The organism is Nostoc sp. ChiSLP03a (assembly GCF_034531215.2).
Lineage (GTDB): Bacteria > Cyanobacteriota > Cyanobacteriia > Cyanobacteriales > Nostocaceae > Nostoc.
On record NZ_JAVRBQ020000001.1, the window covers coordinates 18,381 to 34,377 of the forward strand.

The 15,997-nt window shown below is 42.0% G+C and carries 16 protein-coding genes and 1 tRNA gene; 8 read left to right on the plus strand and 9 right to left on the minus strand.

Annotated features, from left to right (window positions below; translation table 11 throughout):
- Positions 1-203 precede the first annotated feature (203 nt).
- Both queG and RMY32_RS00090 read left to right on the plus strand, forming a co-directional pair.
- On the plus strand, positions 204-1,178 hold the full coding sequence (gene queG, locus RMY32_RS00085; protein WP_322708677.1) for a tRNA epoxyqueuosine(34) reductase QueG: 975 nt from the start codon (positions 204-206) through the stop codon (positions 1,176-1,178).
- Positions 1,153-1,788: an HAD-IA family hydrolase gene (locus RMY32_RS00090; RefSeq protein WP_322697244.1), complete on the plus strand. Its 636-nt coding sequence runs from the start codon at positions 1,153-1,155 to the stop codon at positions 1,786-1,788. The genes queG and RMY32_RS00090 overlap by 26 nt, the downstream gene beginning before the upstream one ends.
- A 141-nt stretch (positions 1,789-1,929) precedes the next feature.
- On the opposite strand, the gene RMY32_RS00095 is transcribed toward RMY32_RS00090, so the two are convergent.
- Positions 1,930-2,307, minus strand: a complete 378-nt coding sequence (locus RMY32_RS00095) for a hypothetical protein (protein ID WP_322708678.1) — start codon at positions 2,305-2,307, stop codon at positions 1,930-1,932.
- Positions 2,308-2,523: 216 nt separating this feature from the next.
- Here RMY32_RS00095 and RMY32_RS00100 point away from each other — a divergent pair, with 216 nt between their 5' ends.
- The gene (locus RMY32_RS00100; protein WP_322708679.1) at positions 2,524-3,054 is read left to right on the plus strand and encodes an orange carotenoid protein N-terminal domain-containing protein; all 531 of its coding nucleotides are present in this window, start codon (positions 2,524-2,526) and stop codon (positions 3,052-3,054) included.
- 65 nt (positions 3,055-3,119) lie between these two features.
- Here RMY32_RS00100 and RMY32_RS00105 read toward each other — a convergent pair whose 3' ends face one another.
- The 4 genes from RMY32_RS00105 to RMY32_RS00120 form a co-directional block, all read right to left on the minus strand.
- The gene (locus tag RMY32_RS00105; protein ID WP_322674853.1) at positions 3,120-3,884 is read right to left on the minus strand and encodes an ABC transporter ATP-binding protein; all 765 of its coding nucleotides are present in this window, start codon (positions 3,882-3,884) and stop codon (positions 3,120-3,122) included.
- 74 nt (positions 3,885-3,958) lie between these two features.
- Positions 3,959-4,981 (minus strand): zinc-dependent alcohol dehydrogenase, encoded by a 1,023-nt coding sequence (locus RMY32_RS00110; RefSeq protein ID WP_322708698.1) that lies wholly within the window; start codon positions 4,979-4,981, stop codon positions 3,959-3,961.
- A 107-nt stretch (positions 4,982-5,088) separates the two neighbouring features.
- On the minus strand, positions 5,089-5,274 hold the full coding sequence (locus RMY32_RS00115; protein ID WP_194043989.1) for a hypothetical protein: 186 nt from the start codon (positions 5,272-5,274) through the stop codon (positions 5,089-5,091).
- 55 nt (positions 5,275-5,329) lie between these two features.
- Positions 5,330-6,400 (minus strand): glycosyltransferase family 4 protein, encoded by a 1,071-nt coding sequence (locus RMY32_RS00120; RefSeq protein ID WP_322708680.1) that lies wholly within the window; start codon positions 6,398-6,400, stop codon positions 5,330-5,332.
- A 456-nt stretch (positions 6,401-6,856) separates the two neighbouring features.
- Between RMY32_RS00120 and xth the strand changes: the two genes are divergently transcribed.
- Entirely contained in the window at positions 6,857-7,639 is a 783-nt protein-coding gene (xth, locus tag RMY32_RS00125) for an exodeoxyribonuclease III (protein ID WP_322708681.1), read from the plus strand.
- Between the two features lie 174 nt (positions 7,640-7,813).
- Here the strand turns inward: xth and RMY32_RS00130 are convergent, their stop codons facing one another.
- Together RMY32_RS00130 and RMY32_RS00135 are read right to left on the minus strand one after the other, a co-directional pair.
- Complete coding sequence (locus tag RMY32_RS00130) at positions 7,814-8,902, minus strand: T3SS effector HopA1 family protein (protein ID WP_322708682.1); 1,089 nt, start codon at positions 8,900-8,902, stop codon at positions 7,814-7,816.
- A 100-nt stretch (positions 8,903-9,002) separates the two neighbouring features.
- Positions 9,003-10,244, minus strand: coding sequence for an aminoglycoside phosphotransferase family protein (locus RMY32_RS00135; RefSeq protein ID WP_322708683.1), 1,242 nt, complete (start codon positions 10,242-10,244; stop codon positions 9,003-9,005).
- Positions 10,245-10,953: 709 nt separating this feature from the next.
- Between RMY32_RS00135 and RMY32_RS00140 the strand changes: the two genes are divergently transcribed.
- From RMY32_RS00140 to RMY32_RS00150, 3 genes are all read left to right on the plus strand, one after another.
- A complete protein-coding gene (locus tag RMY32_RS00140) occupies positions 10,954-11,319 on the plus strand; it encodes a DUF1818 family protein (RefSeq protein ID WP_322674860.1) in 366 nt (121 codons plus the stop codon).
- Between the two features lie 50 nt (positions 11,320-11,369).
- A tRNA-Pro gene (locus RMY32_RS00145) sits at positions 11,370-11,443 on the plus strand.
- 277 nt (positions 11,444-11,720) lie between these two features.
- A complete protein-coding gene (locus RMY32_RS00150) occupies positions 11,721-12,071 on the plus strand; it encodes a histidine triad nucleotide-binding protein (RefSeq protein ID WP_322708684.1) in 351 nt (116 codons plus the stop codon).
- Positions 12,072-12,246: 175 nt separating this feature from the next.
- Here RMY32_RS00150 and RMY32_RS00155 read toward each other — a convergent pair whose 3' ends face one another.
- The gene (locus RMY32_RS00155; protein WP_322708685.1) at positions 12,247-12,927 is read right to left on the minus strand and encodes a RibD family protein; all 681 of its coding nucleotides are present in this window, start codon (positions 12,925-12,927) and stop codon (positions 12,247-12,249) included.
- A gap of 132 nt (positions 12,928-13,059) precedes the next feature.
- On the opposite strand from RMY32_RS00155, the gene RMY32_RS00160 reads away from it, so the two are divergent.
- Positions 13,060-14,487 carry a DUF2252 domain-containing protein gene (locus tag RMY32_RS00160; protein WP_409882147.1) on the plus strand — a complete coding sequence of 476 codons (1,428 nt, stop codon included), beginning with the start codon at positions 13,060-13,062 and terminating at the stop codon, positions 14,485-14,487.
- Between the two features lie 430 nt (positions 14,488-14,917).
- Here RMY32_RS00160 and namA read toward each other — a convergent pair whose 3' ends face one another.
- Positions 14,918-15,988, minus strand: a complete 1,071-nt coding sequence (namA, locus tag RMY32_RS00165; RefSeq protein WP_322708687.1) for an NADPH dehydrogenase NamA — start codon at positions 15,986-15,988, stop codon at positions 14,918-14,920.
- Between the last annotated feature and the right edge of the window lie 9 nt (positions 15,989-15,997).

Consider the following 15,997-nt stretch of genomic DNA (forward strand, 5'->3'; position numbering starts at 1 on the left):
GAAGGGGATAAGGGGCAGGGGAAAAGGGTAAGGTTTTGTATTGTCCCCTTCCCCAATAAAAATGAGTCCCTTTTCCCAACTCTTGCAAAAGTGTTTTTTGCATGAGGTCTATTGATGAGTAAGTAACAAATCTTAATTAAATGTATTAGTTACATAATATATAATTAAAACGCCTTTATTTGGGCTAAAATCCAGATAAAAAAATGAATCAGTATTCTGTAACGAGCAGCAGTCTGGTGAAAGAAAAAGCCAGCGAGTTGGGCTTTCACAAAGTTGGAATTACTGCTGTAGATCGGGTAAATGCCACAGAAGCGCAGAGGTTGAAAGCATGGATTGAACTGGGTTATCACGCTGATATGAAATGGATGGCTAATCCAAAGCGTCAGGATATCCGCTTAGTGATGCCAGAGGTGCGATCGCTAGTGTGTGTAGCGCTGAATTACTACACACCACATCAACGTCCTGAAAGTAAGGAATACGCCAAAATTTCCCGTTATGGTTGGGGAAGGGATTATCACAAGGTGATGCATAGAAAACTCAAGCAGCTATCTCTATGGCTAAAATCACTCGATCCAGGCGTATTAGCTCTTTATTATGCAGATACTGGCCCGGTGCAGGATAAAGTGTTGGCTCAACTTGCCGGAATTGGTTGGATTGCCAAGAATGGTAATGTAATTACACCAGAATATGGCTCTTGGGTATTTTTGGGAGAAGTGTTGACCAATTTAGAATTAGAGAGCGATCGCCCACACACAGAACACTGCGGTACCTGTACTCGTTGTCTTCAGGCTTGTCCTACAGGTGCAATTACTCAGCCTTTTGTTGTTGATGCTAATCGCTGCATTGCTTATCATACCATTGAAAATCGCGACAAGGAATTGCCAGAGGCGATCGCACCTCATTTGCAAGGTTGGGTTGCTGGTTGCGATATTTGCCAAGATGTTTGTCCTTGGAATCAACGTTTTTCCCAAACAACTGATATTGAAGAGTTTCAGCCAAATCCAGTGAATATTGCTCCTCAGCTGCTAGAATTAGCCCAAATCTCAGATCGGGAGTGGGATAAACGATTTCCAGCATCTGCCTTGCGGCGGATTAAGCCAGAAATGTTACGACGCAACGCCCTAGCTAATCTTGACGCATCCAAGCAGAAGAATGACCCAGAAAGTAATTATTTTTGATTTTGATGGCACAATTGCTGATACAGTAGATGCCCTTGTAAGTATTGCTAATCGTTTAGCTATAGACTTTGGTTATAAACAAATAAGCCCAGAACAATTAGCCTTTCTCAAAAACTTAACATCTAGGGAAATTATTAAGTACTCAGGAGTTTCTCTATTTAAGATCCCTTTTCTAGTTAAACAAGTTAAAGGGGAATTAAAAAACAAAATACCAGAATTAAAGCCCATTCTAGGTATTAAGGAAGCATTAACAGAACTCCAAAATCAAGGATATAAACTGGGTATTATCACTTCTAATTCTAAAGAAAATGTTACACAATTCCTCACAATCAATGATTTAAATCACTTGTTTGATTTTATTTACTCAGGAATTACAATTTTTGGCAAGACAACTATTATAAATAATGTCTTGAGGCAAAAGCAACTCAAACCTCAAGAGGTTATTTATGTTGGAGATGAAACCAGAGATATAGAAGCATCAAAAAAAGCAAATATCCAAGTGATTGCAGTCACTTGGGGCTTTAACTCACCGGAAGTACTAGCCAAGCAAAATCCAGATTATTTAATTCAGCAACCTAGCGAACTACTAGAAGTGATGAACAGTCGCTAATTAATAAATAGTCAAATAGTCAAAAGCGGATGAACAATCGATCCAAACACTAGAGTGGGCAATGTCTACCAATACTGAGAACTTCAATTTTCATATTCGTGACATTGCCCATCTGACAAAATAGCAAAATATCAGGGAAAATTAATTTTTCCGTTCGCCCTTTTCTAAAGCTTCTTCTACTAAATCATCACTAACATCGGTTACAACCTCAGTCTGAGAATCCCCAACTTCTTTTGCTGACTCTATAAAATCATCAGGATTGCCAGTAGACTGTGTTTGAGTTGTTGTCTTTTGTGGCTGAGAGGTTTTCTGTTCAGGTGCAGTAGCTGCTTCGGCTGCTGCTGCACCTTTACCTGTGCGATCGACTTCACTAACGCTGAATTTTTGTGCAGCTGCATAATCACTATCAAAATCCACCGTTGGCGTTTCTTCTTCACCACTAGCTATGTTATCGGCAGCTAATTGTGCATCCTGGGTGGAAGCTTCATTTAAATTGGGCTTCACTTCTTCATCAGGCATAATTAAAACCTTAGGTAAATTTTTTATTGCTAGAGCGATTGTAGCCAAGTAATGTGCTACTTTCTTGCTTCCTGGGGGAGACTTTTACCTCTATTAAAAGGTAGATTAAAGCTAAAATTTCAAATTAATTTAACTATTTCTATGGGTAGTAGAATCTGGTCTTTAAACTCTGGTAACACTTAGTTTGGCTTGTTACATTTTCTGGGAAACAAATTTATGACTGCAAGTTACGATAAAAATATTTCTCAAGCTCAGAGCAATGAAACTCAAAAATTAGTGGATGCGTTTAACGCCTTAGATACCGATGCCAAATTAGCCTGGTTCTATTTTGTTTATAAAAAAATGGGTGATTCCATTACGCCAGCTGCCCCTGCTGCGGCCGAACCAGAGTTAGCACCACTTCTACTAGGAGATTATTTTAAATTATCCGACGATCAGCAACTAGAAATTATGCGGGATATTGTTAACCGCAAAGACACAGAATATTCTCGTGCTTATGGGGCGATAAAAGAAAATAACCAGTTGCTAGTTTGGTATGCTTGGGCGGTAGCTATGGGAGATAAAGTGGTTGGAATACCAGCTAGCTACCAGCCAAGTAAGGCAGTTAACGATCTGCTTTCCCAAATTGAAAAACTAGATTTTGAAGAGCAAATGTCAGTGTTTCGGACAATAGCTGGTGAAGTGGGTTACACCGATGTTAAGCCAATCGCAACGCAAGCAGAAACTGGGAAAACGTCAAGTTTGTAATCAGCTTTGGCGATTAGAAGTCACTGCAACACAAACTAAAGTCCGCCTCTGCGGACTTTTAGAACTTACGAGACAGCTAACTGACTCAAGTCGGCTGGGGTGAGGTTGGAGTGTACTACTTGACCATCACGGAACCAAACGATGCGTTGAGTTTGACGCGCGACTTCTGGTTCATGTGTCACCATGACAACTGTAATTCCACTGGCATTGAGTTCGCCAAAAATATCTAAGACTTCTTGGGTTGTGCGCGAATCAAGTGCGCCTGTGGGTTCATCGGCGAGGAGTACTACGGGACGATTAACGATCGCCCGGGCGATCGCTACTCTTTGTTGTTGTCCACCAGATAGTTGAGTTGGTTTGTTATTAAGGCGATTTGCTAAACCAACTCGCGTCAAGGCTTCTGTTGCGCGATCGCTTCTTTCTTTGGGATTCACACTAGCATAAACCATTGGTAGCATCACGTTTTCTAATGCTGTGAGTTGGGGTAATAAATGAAATTGTTGGAAAACAAAACCCAGCTTTTTATTACGGATGTGTGCCAAGGATTTATCATCCATTTGCGCCACATCAATATTATCTAAGTAATAATGCCCACCTGTGGGTCGGTCTAGACAACCGATAATATTCATAGCTGTAGATTTACCTGAACCAGACGGTCCCATAATTGAACAATATTCACCCTCGTGGATAGTCAAATTCACATCGTTAAGTGCTTTAACTTCAGTTTCGCCACTGCCATATACTTTAAAGATATTCTCCAAACGAATAATTGTTGATTTAGGGACGGGATTAGGAACTAGAGAATCGGTAATTGAAATAGTGTTTGCCATAAGGATTTAGTTATTAGGTGGTAGAGATGCAATTATTATAAAAATTTGATTAATCTATAAGACGGACAGGTTAACTAAGGAATCATTGCTACCTTAATTACTTTACGCGCCTTCATATCAGAAAAAACCTGTTCTAAATCTTTTAATGGTCGCTGTTTGCTAATAAGTAACTCAAAGGGAATTTTGCGACTAGCTATCAGTACAAGGGCCGATCGCACATACTCTGGTGTATTATGAAACACGCCTTTGATGGTAAGTTCGCTATAGTGTAGCTGTTCTGTACTGACGGTAATGCTGGTATCCCGTGGACATCCACCGAATAAGTTAACTGTTCCACCAGGACGGGCGCAGGCGATCGCAGTTTCCCAAACACTTGGGACACCAGTAGCTTCAATTACTACATCTGCGCCCCATCCTTGGGTTAGTTCTTTCACTACACTGGGAATATCTGAGATTTGATGATAATTAAAGGTCTGGGTTGCACCCAATTTCTGACCAATTTCTAGTCTGTGGTTATTACCTCCCCACAGCAAAACCTCAGCTTTCTCACTCAACGCCGCCACAAACATCAGCCCGATCGCCCCATCTCCCAACACGACGACTTTATCTTTGGGCTTAATATTAGAACGCGCTACACCATGCAACACACAAGCCAAAGGTTCCGTCATCGCTGCCAATTCCCACGGCAATTCATCGGGAATCTGCAACAAATTATGTTCTACTATCGGTGCAGGAATTTTCAAGTATTGGGCAAAAGTCCCATTATTCCAAGTCAAATTTGGACATAAGGAATATTCTTGACGTTGACAAAAAAAGCATTTCATGCATGGAGCGGAATTATTAGCGACGATGCGATCGCCTACTTGCCAATTTGTCACTCCTACACCCAAGGCAACAATCTGCCCAGCCGCTTCGTGACCAAACAGCGTTGGCGGGATCAGCATCCTGGCATGACCGCCACGCCGCCAGACTTTTAAATCTGTACCGCAAGTTGTTGCTGTCCCCACTTGCATCACGACTTCGCCAGCCGCCGGAGTGGGGTCAGAAACTTCCTCTAGGCGTAAATCTTCTTGACCATAAAGTAACGCTGCTAACAAAACTTTAAACCTATTAATTAGCTCCATCCGATTTTACCAGTTGAGGCTTATTGATAGGTTTAAACTAAATCAGTATTGATTTTTAGTAGGTTTTATATATTGAAAAACTAGCTATTCACAGCTGGCTGGGGAAGCACACCGGTATTCCGAGTTTCCACATTAGGCAGGCGAGTAGCAGTTAATAGTGGTACTTCTTGTCGGCACGATAGGCAAAACCAATATAGTTCACCATGACGGGCATGACGCAGGAGGGAACCACCACAGCATGGGCAAGTGTTAGCTCTCGTACTCATACCAATGTCCTCCTTAAAAAATTGTTGTTTTAAACTAAGTCAAAAAAGCAGTTGATTAAAACTGAATGTTAGCTGCATGAATGCGGCCATTCGATTCTATGCGGTCTTTTATAATTTGTCTGTAAACAGCTTCATATCCGTTAACCATTTGGCTAACGCTAAAGTTGTTTTCTACATATTTTCGACAGGTTTGACGATTGAGTTCCAAAGCTGGTGGAATCATTGCCGCCATTTCTGCGTAGCTATTGCAGATAAAACCTGTTTTACCGTGGGCAATAACTTCGGGCACAGAGCCAAAATTCGTGGCAATTACTGGCGTACCAGTTGCCATTGATTCAATCATTACTAAGCCAAAAGGTTCTTGCCAGTTAATGGGGAAAAGAGTGATGGCAGCATTACCTAGAAGTTCAGTTTTTTGGGCATGGTTAATTTCACCGAGATATTCGATTTGCTTACCATCAATGTGGGGAGCAATCTCTTGTTCAAAAAACTCTGAGTGTACAGCATCAACCTTCCCTGCCATCTTCAAACGCCAACCACTTTGTTTAGCAATGGCGATCGCATGTTGCGGCCCTTTATCTGGCGAAAAACGACCTAAAAACGCTAAATATGAAGGTTCTAATGGTTGGGCTACAAATGGGTAATCTGCTAGCTCAATTCCGTTATAAACCGTACCAACATAATTAAGATCGATTTGACGCTGCGAGTTACTAATGCTGATGTATGGTTGCTTTTGGTAGTAGCTAAATGCGTGACGATTGTCAGTTGTAAAATTATTGTGCAAAGTATGGACTGTAGCAGTTACTGTTATCAAACTCGCTAAAGGTAATGCCGAAATCCCTACATGAGAATGGATAATATCGAATTGGTCAGCACGCTGGTAAACTTGGCTTAGTTCTAGCATTTCGTACACTGCATACTCTTTCACATTTTGGTCTAAGCGTAATGCACGTGGATAAACTGCTTCTAAGTTAGCCAAAGTTTGAGAATCACCAGAGGCAAATAAAGTTACCTCATGACCGCGACGAACAAGTTCATCAGTCAAGCGACTCACCACCAATTCTATTCCTCCATAATTAGGAGGTGGAACCCTTTCCCATAAGGGGGCAACTTGAGCGATTTTCATAAGTTTTTCTGGTTCAGTCTATGAAATTGTCCTCAATAATGAACTAGATCATTATTTTATGAGTAAACAGCATTTGTACTTACTCTTTTGACATTTAAATTAACCTTACAGGCTATCAAAAGCGCAATAACGGTTAACCCTATCGCAAATTTTCTGCCAACAAATCTAACTGACTATCGGCAAAAGTCAACTCTGAGCTACACTTCTAACCGTATAGCTATCTATTATTTGTTGCATCTGTCTTGGGGATCATAAAGAGGTAGAATGTTTTGTAGTAGAACTTACAAAATTGAATATTTAGTAGCTGACAATACTAAAATATTCAATGGGATCAAGCCATTAAAGCTTCATTTAAAGGTAATTGGGAAAGATAACAGAAAATATAAATATTAAGAAATTGTACAATAATTACATAATTTGTAATTAGTAATTTACAAAAATTCTGATAATTAACTAATGAAAATCGCTACTTGGAACGTCAACTCAATTCGCACTCGCCTAGAACAGGTTATCGATTGGTTAACCCTAAATCCTGTTGATGTTCTCTGCTTGCAAGAAACCAAAGTTGTGGATGCTGAATTTCCGCGATCGCCTTTTGAGCAGTTAGGGTATAACCTTTATATGTCAGGGCAAAAATCTTATAACGGCGTAGCCCTGATTAGCCGCCAGCCACTTCTAAATGTCAGTAGCGGGTTTAGGGCGATTTTGTCAGATTTACATCACGAATGGGACGAGCAAAAGCGCGTGATTACAGGTGTAATTGATGGCGTGCGGATTGTAAACTTATATGTTCCTAATGGCGCAGCGGTAGGAACGGAGAAATACGAATACAAACTGCGTTGGTTGACAGCGTTACACGAGTATTTGCGATTGCTGGTGTTGTCAGAATCCGCAATTTGTGTGTGCGGCGACTTCAATATCGCCTTGGAAGATAAGGATATTCACGAGCAAGTGAGTACAGAAAATCACATTATGGCAACAGAAACAGAGCGCCAAGCCTTACGGGATATTCTGAAATTGGGATTTGCCGATGCTTTTCGCAAATTCACCACAGAGGGTGGAAATTATAGTTGGTGGGATTATCGCTCCGCCGCTTTTCGTCGTAACTTAGGTTGGCGAATTGACCATCACTATCTCACGCCCATCCTGTATGAGCGTGCTACAAGTTGCATTATTGATGTCGCGCCGAGAAAGTTAACTCAACCTAGCGACCATGTGCCAGTAATTGTAGAATTTTGAATTGGGGATTGGGGATTGGGGATTGGGGATTGGGGATTGGGGAAAAACTTGCTGTAACTTTTTCTATACTCCCTTATCCCTCATCTTCATACCCGATGCCCGATGCCCGATGCCTGATGCCCGATGCCCGATGCCCCATACCCCATGCCCGATGCCCAATCCCCAATTAATCAATCAATTTAATGGCTTATATATATCTTCAGAACTGGGATTGAGATAAGGACGCTGCAAATCTATTAGATGCCGCGCAAAGTGTTGGTCAATAACCCTCATCCGCTCCTCCATTGCATTTTTACCTTTTTGCCAAGCTTCCAACAAAGCATTAGCGACGATTTGGCAACGGTTCATTCCAAAACTTTCTTGTGCTGCAAATTTTTGGGTTGGTTCCTCAGCTAAACCTAACCCTGGAGCTAAAAATTTGGTAAACAAAGGAATTTCGGGCTGGAAATGAAATTGATTTTCGATATAAACAGTCTGAAGGATTGTGCGGATTGCTGGATAGTCGGGGAGTTCAAAGTAAAGTAGCCCCGAATCATAGCGTCCGTATGCAGAGGGGTTGTGGAGAACTTGAAAGCTAAAGGGAATCGAGGCTGCATTAAGTTGCAGCGTCAAGCTTTCCATGAGAGCGATCGCACCAGATGCCGTAAAGTTAAAGTAGATTCGCCCTGCTCCTAAATCGGCGTCTGGGTTGCTTTGCCGTTCCTGTCCAACATTACTAACTGCTAAGTAACAGCCATTTTGCAGTCTATTTTTGGGCATCCAGATTGCTACCATATCACCCACTTTGGTAGATTTCTTACTAGATTCTAGATGGCAATCTGGCTCAACATAAAGTGTTAAACCGCCTTTAGTCACCGCCATAGTTCCATCAGGTTCTTTCCGCAACACCTGCCATCGAGGGTCAAAGTAACCTATGCCGTGATTACTGGCGTGCAGTTGCTCGTAAAAGTCCCAGTCAATCTCTAAAATAGAATTATCTGCTAAATTATGCTTTTGCGGGCGATTAGTATTATCAGTAGTGACTGCCAAAGTATTTTGCAGGGAACCATTGTAATAGATTCCATAGAGAAAATTTCGCAGCAGGAGAGTGAGATACTTTTGTTGTAAATCTACGGAATTTTGCTGAAATCTATCGGCTATTTTAGTCGGCAGACCGAAGGGTTGATAATTGGGATGGTAAATACAAAAATTAGACTCAATCTGGATATTCTGAGCAATATCAAATAGAGAGTTGAGCGATTGATTGATAGAGGAATTTAGCATTAATTCATTCAGAAATCAAACTTTAACAAAATAGAATTCAGGAGTCAGAATACAGAATTCAGAATTGTGTGTTCTTTTTAAATTGTTCTACTACTTATTACTAACAACCACGCAGCCGAGTTTTTTCGTAATAAATCCGAAGTAACTGCTGCTCCTTTACAGGTTGAGGAAACTTATGAATCTTTGCCACAGGATTTAGGATTTCTGACTCTGACATCCCAAAAATGGTCAGTACAGCTTGCTCTGGCATTACAAGTAAACTTTTAGCTACTTGCAACATACACAGTTCAGCATTATTAAAGTGTTTCCAGCAGGTAATCATCTCCTGAATTTGATGAATTAGTGCCAGCCCCGCAAACTGGATAACCCGCGAAATAAAGTCACTGCGGTATTCCAAAATCATTGGGAAAGCATTTATATAAGCCCTAATTAAGGCAATAATTGAAGGCTGTAAAATCTCTAACGGTGTTAACGCCAAATGTAGAGATTCTTCTAACTCAATGGTGGGGTCTACTACCAGACTTTTCAGCCAAATTCCTAAATAGCTTGCCAGTAAAGTTCCTAAATCAAAGGCTGGGTCTCCCCAAGAACAAGCTTCCCAGTCAATTAGTCGTATAAGACAATTGTCTAATTGCTCCCATCTGGAATGAACCAAAATGTTGTTCAATTTCAGGTCGTTATGAGTTAAACAGCAAGGATTCCAGCTATATGCCAAATCTGCGATCGCAGATGACAAACTCTCGTACTGTTGATAGAGAACATAGAATTTTAGTGCATCCGTGGGAACGGTCGCAAAAATCTCCGGCCCAATCGACCCTACCCCTTGGGCTGGATTGTAAAACCCGTAGCGAAACTCTCCTTGGGGAGCAGTTGCCATAAAATCCTGATATTCTCGGCGATTGTAGGTGGCGCGATGCAGTCCCGCCAAAGTTATGCCGATGGCAGAAGCAATTTCTTGTGGAAAAATCTCATTATTGTGGTATAATTCTGCAAGCTCTAGATATTCATTCAAGTAGCTACGGACAAGAATCGAATTTTCTTCGTCAAAATGCACTACCAATGGCGCGATGGCTGAAGTATTACCTAGAACTGGAAACTGTTGTAGCAACTGGTGAAACAGCCACTCCTGAAACAATTCATGAGGCGCACCGTCATTGTTGCTAACGTGACGTTCTTGTTTAATGAGCAGCTGGCGATTATCTGCTAAAGTCACTAGTAAATTGAAATTTTTCTGACTACTTCCTGGCAACTCAGATTTGTCTGATGGGCCATCTTCTGAGCCACACAGACCCGCGTCTTGCAGATACTGGATAACGTTATGAGAAGACAGTGATAATACCATGTATTATTTCCTACTTCATTAAATTACTTAAACTTATCGTGTCAAATTTGCTTGGTCTTAAGAGTTTTAGTAGATAGGAACTAATGCAAGAAGAGAGATGTGAATAAGAATAAAGATTTCTACAATCTACTAATATCTCATATTTGAGAGAAAAACTTGCCAAATTGGCACCAATTCCTTTGCAATTCCTTTAAAATTGGCTGCCAGATACCGTGACATCTTTACACTTTATCAGCATAGTTACTTAGATACATCTAGAGTAAGTTTTGTGGTAGAGCCTTTTTTTGTAGCAAAGAAGCATCCCCAGCAAAAAACTGATTGGTAGCAGATGTTGTTTGATGTTTAGTAGTCATCTAGACAGCAGCGAAGAATTTCAGTAATCCTTCGCGGTACGAAGCACGTGATTCAATAGTATTACTTTTATTTATCATCACAAAGCCAAAAAAACCGGAGTTTTTTAGCAATTAGTAATTATTTTTTGATTTAATTTTCAGAATTGATGTCTGGAAAGCTTATTTTCACGTTATTTTCGTCACCTACAAATTGTAGATGACTAGGGGCGATCGCAAACAAAGCCTACATGAGCGTATCTTATGTAAGTGTACTTTTGTCAAGCTTGAAACACGGCATTTTTCAAGTATGATTTGTGATTACTAGTTGGCGGATAACTTTTAAAACTTTAACCTGAGAATGCACAAGCCTACTTTGAATGGAACGCGTTGTTAAAACCGGATTGGGTTGGCGTATTGGCTGGAACCCCGATACACCTGAGTTTAAAGGTTTAGTTGGTACAGATGATTGGGCAATTGAGTTAACCGAAGCCGAGTTAAATGATTTTTGTCGTCTACTAGCACAGCTAGCAGACACCATGAAGCAACTCGCAACTGAATTGATGGAAGAGGAAAAAATTACTTGTGAAGCCGAAAGCGATTTATTATGGATGGAAGTGGAAGGCTATCCTGATGATTATAGTCTGCGCTTCATCTTAAATACAGGGCGATGTGTAGAAGGTAAATGGAATGCTTCTGCTGTTCCAGATTTACTGCAAGCTAGTGGGATGCTTAAGGTTTTTTAAAATAGCCTCTTGATTATCCTACAGTTTTGTTATATGATAGGAATTCTGACCGGGGCGTAGCGCAGCTTGGTAGCGCGCCACTTTGGGGTAGTGGAGGTCGTGGGTTCGAATCCCGCCGCTCCGATTGATGATAAGCCATGCCTGCTAGTCTTTTTAAAAGATTAGCAGGTTTTTTCATGGCTTTTTCCTGAAAAAACCTAATCGAACAGTAAATAGGGATGTTATACCAATTTGAAAAATGATTGCGACAGATGGAAAACTGAAACACTTATCCAATGGATGTTTCACTATCCAAAATCTAAAATCCAAAATGGTATTACCCGCACAATCAAATTTTGTCAATGATAAGTAATTAGGCGGACTTAATATAAAATCTCTAGCAGATTAGTAGGTAGATTGGCATGAGTGAAACTACAGAAACGATTTTCAGCAAAATCATTCGTCGGGAAATTCCCGCTGATATTGTTTATGAGGATAATTTAGCCCTAGCATTCAAAGACATCCATCCCCAAGCGCCCGTTCACATCCTCATCATTCCCAAAAAACCCATTGCGACATTAGCTGAGGCTGAATCTGAGGATCATGCTGTGTTGGGACATCTTTTGTTAACTGCTAAACGTGTTGCAGAAGAAGCTGGACTAAAAAATGGTTATCGAGTTGTGATCAATGCTGGTGATGACGGCGGTCAAACAGTCGATCACTTACATTTGCATATTTTGGGAGGACGGCAGTTAAATTGGCCTCCTGGTTGATTAGAGACAGGGGGTAGGGGGCAGGGGGATGAGGGGACAAGGAGATAAACAAAACTCCTAACTCTTAACTCAGCACTCAGCACTCCTAATGCCCAATGCCCAATGCCCCCCTGCTCCCCTGCTCTCCTGCCTTCTAGTATCAAGGATCGTAGTGCCAAATTCTGGCAGCGCGTTTTCACTTGACTGTGCGGTAGTGTAAAAACAGATTGCTTCCAACCTGACGAGTTTCTATGAGTTCTAGATGAGGAGCAGCATCGGGAAGAAAACCCTCTCCCTCCACTGGGCTAGGGGCGTTCTTTCCCCCAAAAATGAGCGGCCAAATGGTCAGCCACCAATCGTCAATTCGCCCTGCCTGAACTAGAGCAGCTGTTAAAGAGCCACCTCCCAAAGCAACGACTTTGTGAATACCTCGCTCTGCCATCAAGGTGTAGGCCCGATCCCAGTCTAGGTCTGTATCTCCCAAATCAATTAATTCAGTCAGTTTTTGCAAAGTTGTTGTATCAGAACTGCGCTCTAAAGCAGTCCGTGTGGTAAATATCCATCGCTCAATGTCCTGACTCAAAAAAGGCAAGTCCGGCGATAAGTTAAGGGAACCTGAAACAACGCAAGTTATCGGCTGAGGAGACTGGCCGCGAACCTCACGTGCTGCCAACAGTTCGCGATCGCTAATTGCAAAGGTTCCCCCCTCAGCCCGAATTGTCCCTGCTCCTACCAGCACTAAATCGGCAAGGGAGACTTGATACTCCAAGTGTGCTCGATCGACTACATTGGGTTCACGAGGCGCTTTCGGATCTACGGCACTAATTTTTCCATCGGCCGTCATTGCCAGAACCATAGTTGTTTGGATGGTTGACATGATTATGTTGTAACGATTCTTTATAATTTTACCTTTTTGAATCCCCTCCATACTTGAGAGTGAATAGTTGTTGCATTGTGCTTTAAATTACTTTGTTAAGTATGGCTCAAGGTGGTAAAAAACTGTTGTTGAATGATTCTCTCTAGACAAGAGTTTTTTTACGCCTCAGAAACTATCATGCCTAACCACATATCTGCAATCGTCGTATTTGTCTTAATTTTAATTTTGGGGTTTGCATCTCCAGTTCAAGCTGCAACTCCCCGTTCGACTTGGGTGGTGAATGAAATTTACCAATATAATCATCCCTTTGCTTCTCAATTGCCTCAAGAACTGGCAACGAAAATGCAAAAGATGACAGCTAAAGATAGCTTTTTCACTTTTTATCGGGGGACGGCTCACATTTTTTATCGTGATATGCAGACCTTACCAAGTTCACGATTTGTAAACTCTTCAACCTCAGCCGTCTGGTTAGAAGGAGATATGCATCTGCAAAATCTTGGAGCGATAAGAGATAGCAAAAACAACAACGTTTTTGACACCACCGACTTTGATGAAGGCTATCTTGGCCCTTACGTTTGGGACTTGCGACGGATGGCAGTCTCTATTTTGTTGGTAGCTAAAGAGAATGGTTTTAATTCAACGGATGCTGAGGATGTTGTGCGAAACTTCTTGGATGCTTACTTCAATAAGATGAATGACTTTAAGGGAAGCAATGATGAACTGTCATACCGTTTAGAATCCAGCAATACGAACGGTGTAGTCAAAGATTTGATTCAAAAGGCATCAGATAAGAGCCGTTCTAAGCTTTTAAAAAAGTACACAGTGCTAAATAACAGTAACAATCGCCTCTTCAAGACAGCCTCAGAACTCCAGCCTGTATCCAGCAGCACCTATTCTGATATTGCTGGGGCTATGAGCAGCTATATCGCCTCAATTCCTATCAGTAAGCGCTACAACGACAGTTACTATACCCTCAAGGACATTCGGCTTAAATTAGGTTCAGGTGTTGGTAGTCTTGGGAAGTACCGATATTACTTGCTGATTGAGGGGCCAAGTTCAGCAACCGACGACGATCGCATTTTAGAGATGAAACAGGAAGGCAGTAGCGCAGTGGCGATCGCAGTTCCAGGTCTGTTGCCGAGTTCAGTCTACGGAAATCAAGAAGGAGCAAGGGTGACAATCACTACGAAAGCGATGTTATCCAATCTCGATCCCTTGGTTGGTTATACTACTGTCAGTAGCATCTCCTTTATGGTGCGTGAAAAATCACCCTACCAAGTGGACTTTGACTATAAGTTGTTAACCAGTAAGTCAAAATTCATGGATGCAATGGGGTACGCAGGGAAGGTGGTTGCCAAAAACCATGCAATCTCCGATCGAGATTATGATGCTGCGATTATTCCTGTCAGCGTTGACAAAGAAGTAACTGATATTGTGAGTGGTAATAAAGCTGTATTCAAAGACGAAATTTTTAACTTTGCTGTGGACTATGCAACTCAAGTCGAATATGACTACACAAGTTTTGTAGATGCTTATAAACAAGGGGTGAAACTCTACTAGAACATCAAATAATTGCTCTAATCAATTCACCTGATTGTACATCAGACCTGCCTTAAAAATAGGGACTGGGGACTGGGGACTGGGGACTGGGGATTGGGGACTGGGGACTGGGGACTAGGGACTGGGTACTGGGGACTGGGGACTGGGGACTGGGGACTGGGGACTGGGGACTGGGGACTGGGGACTGGGGACTGGGGATTGGGGACTGGGGATTGGGGACTGGGGACTGGGGAAGAGATATTTTTATTGTTCCTTGTGAGTTCCGCTCATGGAGTCTCTTGCAAAAATGACTTTTGCAAGAGGCGGGAAAAGGGACTCATGTTTTTTATTGTTCCTTTCCCCTTTTCCCCTTACCCTTTTCCCGACAAATGCCAAGAAGTCTATTACTTTAAGTTATCACCAATCTACAGAGCATGGGAACGAGGAAAGCTTACAGCCAAGCGCGATCGTATTGAACAGGCCAGAGTTTATCGTGTCCCAGTTGTTTGGCTGCCAGGTGTGGCCAGTAAGGATTGCGGAGTAGTTCGCGTCCTAATAGCACTATATCAGCTACTTCTGTACGAATAATCTCGTCAGCTTGTTCAGGGGATGTAATTAAGCCCACGGCTCCTGTATGAATATTAGCTTCGCGGCGGATGCGTTCGGCAAACTGAGTCTGATAACCAGGTTTAATTGGGATATGAACGCCCGGTATAGTACCGCCTGATGAAGTATCGATGAGATCGACTCCTAAAGACTTGAGTTTGTCACTTAAAGCAATACTTTGCTCAATGTCCCAGCCATCATTATCTACCCAATCAGTGGCGGAGATACGTACCCAGAGTGGATGTGTTTGAGGCCAAACCTCTCGGACTGCTTGAACTACCTCTCTGAGCAGACGAGTCCGGTTTTCAAAACTGCCACCATAATCATCTTGACGATGGTTAGAAAGAGGTGAAAGAAATTGGTGCAGTAGATAACCGTGGGCAGCATGGATTTCCACTACCTTGAAACCAGCTTGGAGAGAACGTTTGGCTGCTTGAACAAAGGCGTCAATAATTTCTTGAATTCCCTCAAGAGTGAGAGCTTCTGGAACTGGGCTATCTTTGCTAAAAGCGATCGCACTGCTCGAAACTATGGGACGCCAACCTTCCTGAGATTCATCTAATGCTTTCCCTCCCTTACTCGGTTTGGCAGTGCTGGCCTTTCTACCTGCATGAGCAAGTTGAATACCTGCAACAGCGCCAAAGTTATGAATTAATGTCACAGTCTTGGCTAAAGTTTCGATATGTGAATCCGACCAAATTCCCAAATCTTGCGGGCTAATGCGTCCACGCGGCTCTACAGCTGCCGCCTCTGTGAACACTATACCTGCACCGCCAACTGCACGAGAAGCTAGATGGATAACGTGCCAATCATTAGCATATCCATTTGTACTGGAATATTGACACATCGGTGAAACGGCGATGCGGTTGCGAAAAACAACTTCACGAATCTTGAATGGTTCAAATAGATGTGCCATTAATCTTGA

Coding starts and splice junctions, on each gene's coding strand:
- queG (WP_322708677.1), top strand. CDS start 204: ATGAATCAGTATTCTGTAACGAGCAGCAGTCTGGTGAAAGAAAAAGCC.
- RMY32_RS00090 (WP_322697244.1), top strand. CDS start 1,153: ATGACCCAGAAAGTAATTATTTTTGATTTTGATGGCACAATTGCTGAT.
- RMY32_RS00095 (WP_322708678.1), bottom strand. CDS start 2,307: ATGCCTGATGAAGAAGTGAAGCCCAATTTAAATGAAGCTTCCACCCAG.
- RMY32_RS00100 (WP_322708679.1), top strand. CDS start 2,524: ATGACTGCAAGTTACGATAAAAATATTTCTCAAGCTCAGAGCAATGAA.
- RMY32_RS00105 (WP_322674853.1), bottom strand. CDS start 3,884: ATGGCAAACACTATTTCAATTACCGATTCTCTAGTTCCTAATCCCGTC.
- RMY32_RS00115 (WP_194043989.1), bottom strand. CDS start 5,274: ATGAGTACGAGAGCTAACACTTGCCCATGCTGTGGTGGTTCCCTCCTG.
- RMY32_RS00120 (WP_322708680.1), bottom strand. CDS start 6,400: ATGAAAATCGCTCAAGTTGCCCCCTTATGGGAAAGGGTTCCACCTCCT.
- xth (WP_322708681.1), top strand. CDS start 6,857: ATGAAAATCGCTACTTGGAACGTCAACTCAATTCGCACTCGCCTAGAA.
- RMY32_RS00130 (WP_322708682.1), bottom strand. CDS start 8,902: ATGCTAAATTCCTCTATCAATCAATCGCTCAACTCTCTATTTGATATT.
- RMY32_RS00135 (WP_322708683.1), bottom strand. CDS start 10,244: ATGGTATTATCACTGTCTTCTCATAACGTTATCCAGTATCTGCAAGAC.
- RMY32_RS00140 (WP_322674860.1), top strand. CDS start 10,954: ATGGAACGCGTTGTTAAAACCGGATTGGGTTGGCGTATTGGCTGGAAC.
- RMY32_RS00150 (WP_322708684.1), top strand. CDS start 11,721: ATGAGTGAAACTACAGAAACGATTTTCAGCAAAATCATTCGTCGGGAA.
- RMY32_RS00155 (WP_322708685.1), bottom strand. CDS start 12,927: ATGTCAACCATCCAAACAACTATGGTTCTGGCAATGACGGCCGATGGA.
- RMY32_RS00160 (WP_409882147.1), top strand. CDS start 13,060: ATGATTCTCTCTAGACAAGAGTTTTTTTACGCCTCAGAAACTATCATG.
- namA (WP_322708687.1), bottom strand. CDS start 15,988: ATGGCACATCTATTTGAACCATTCAAGATTCGTGAAGTTGTTTTTCGC.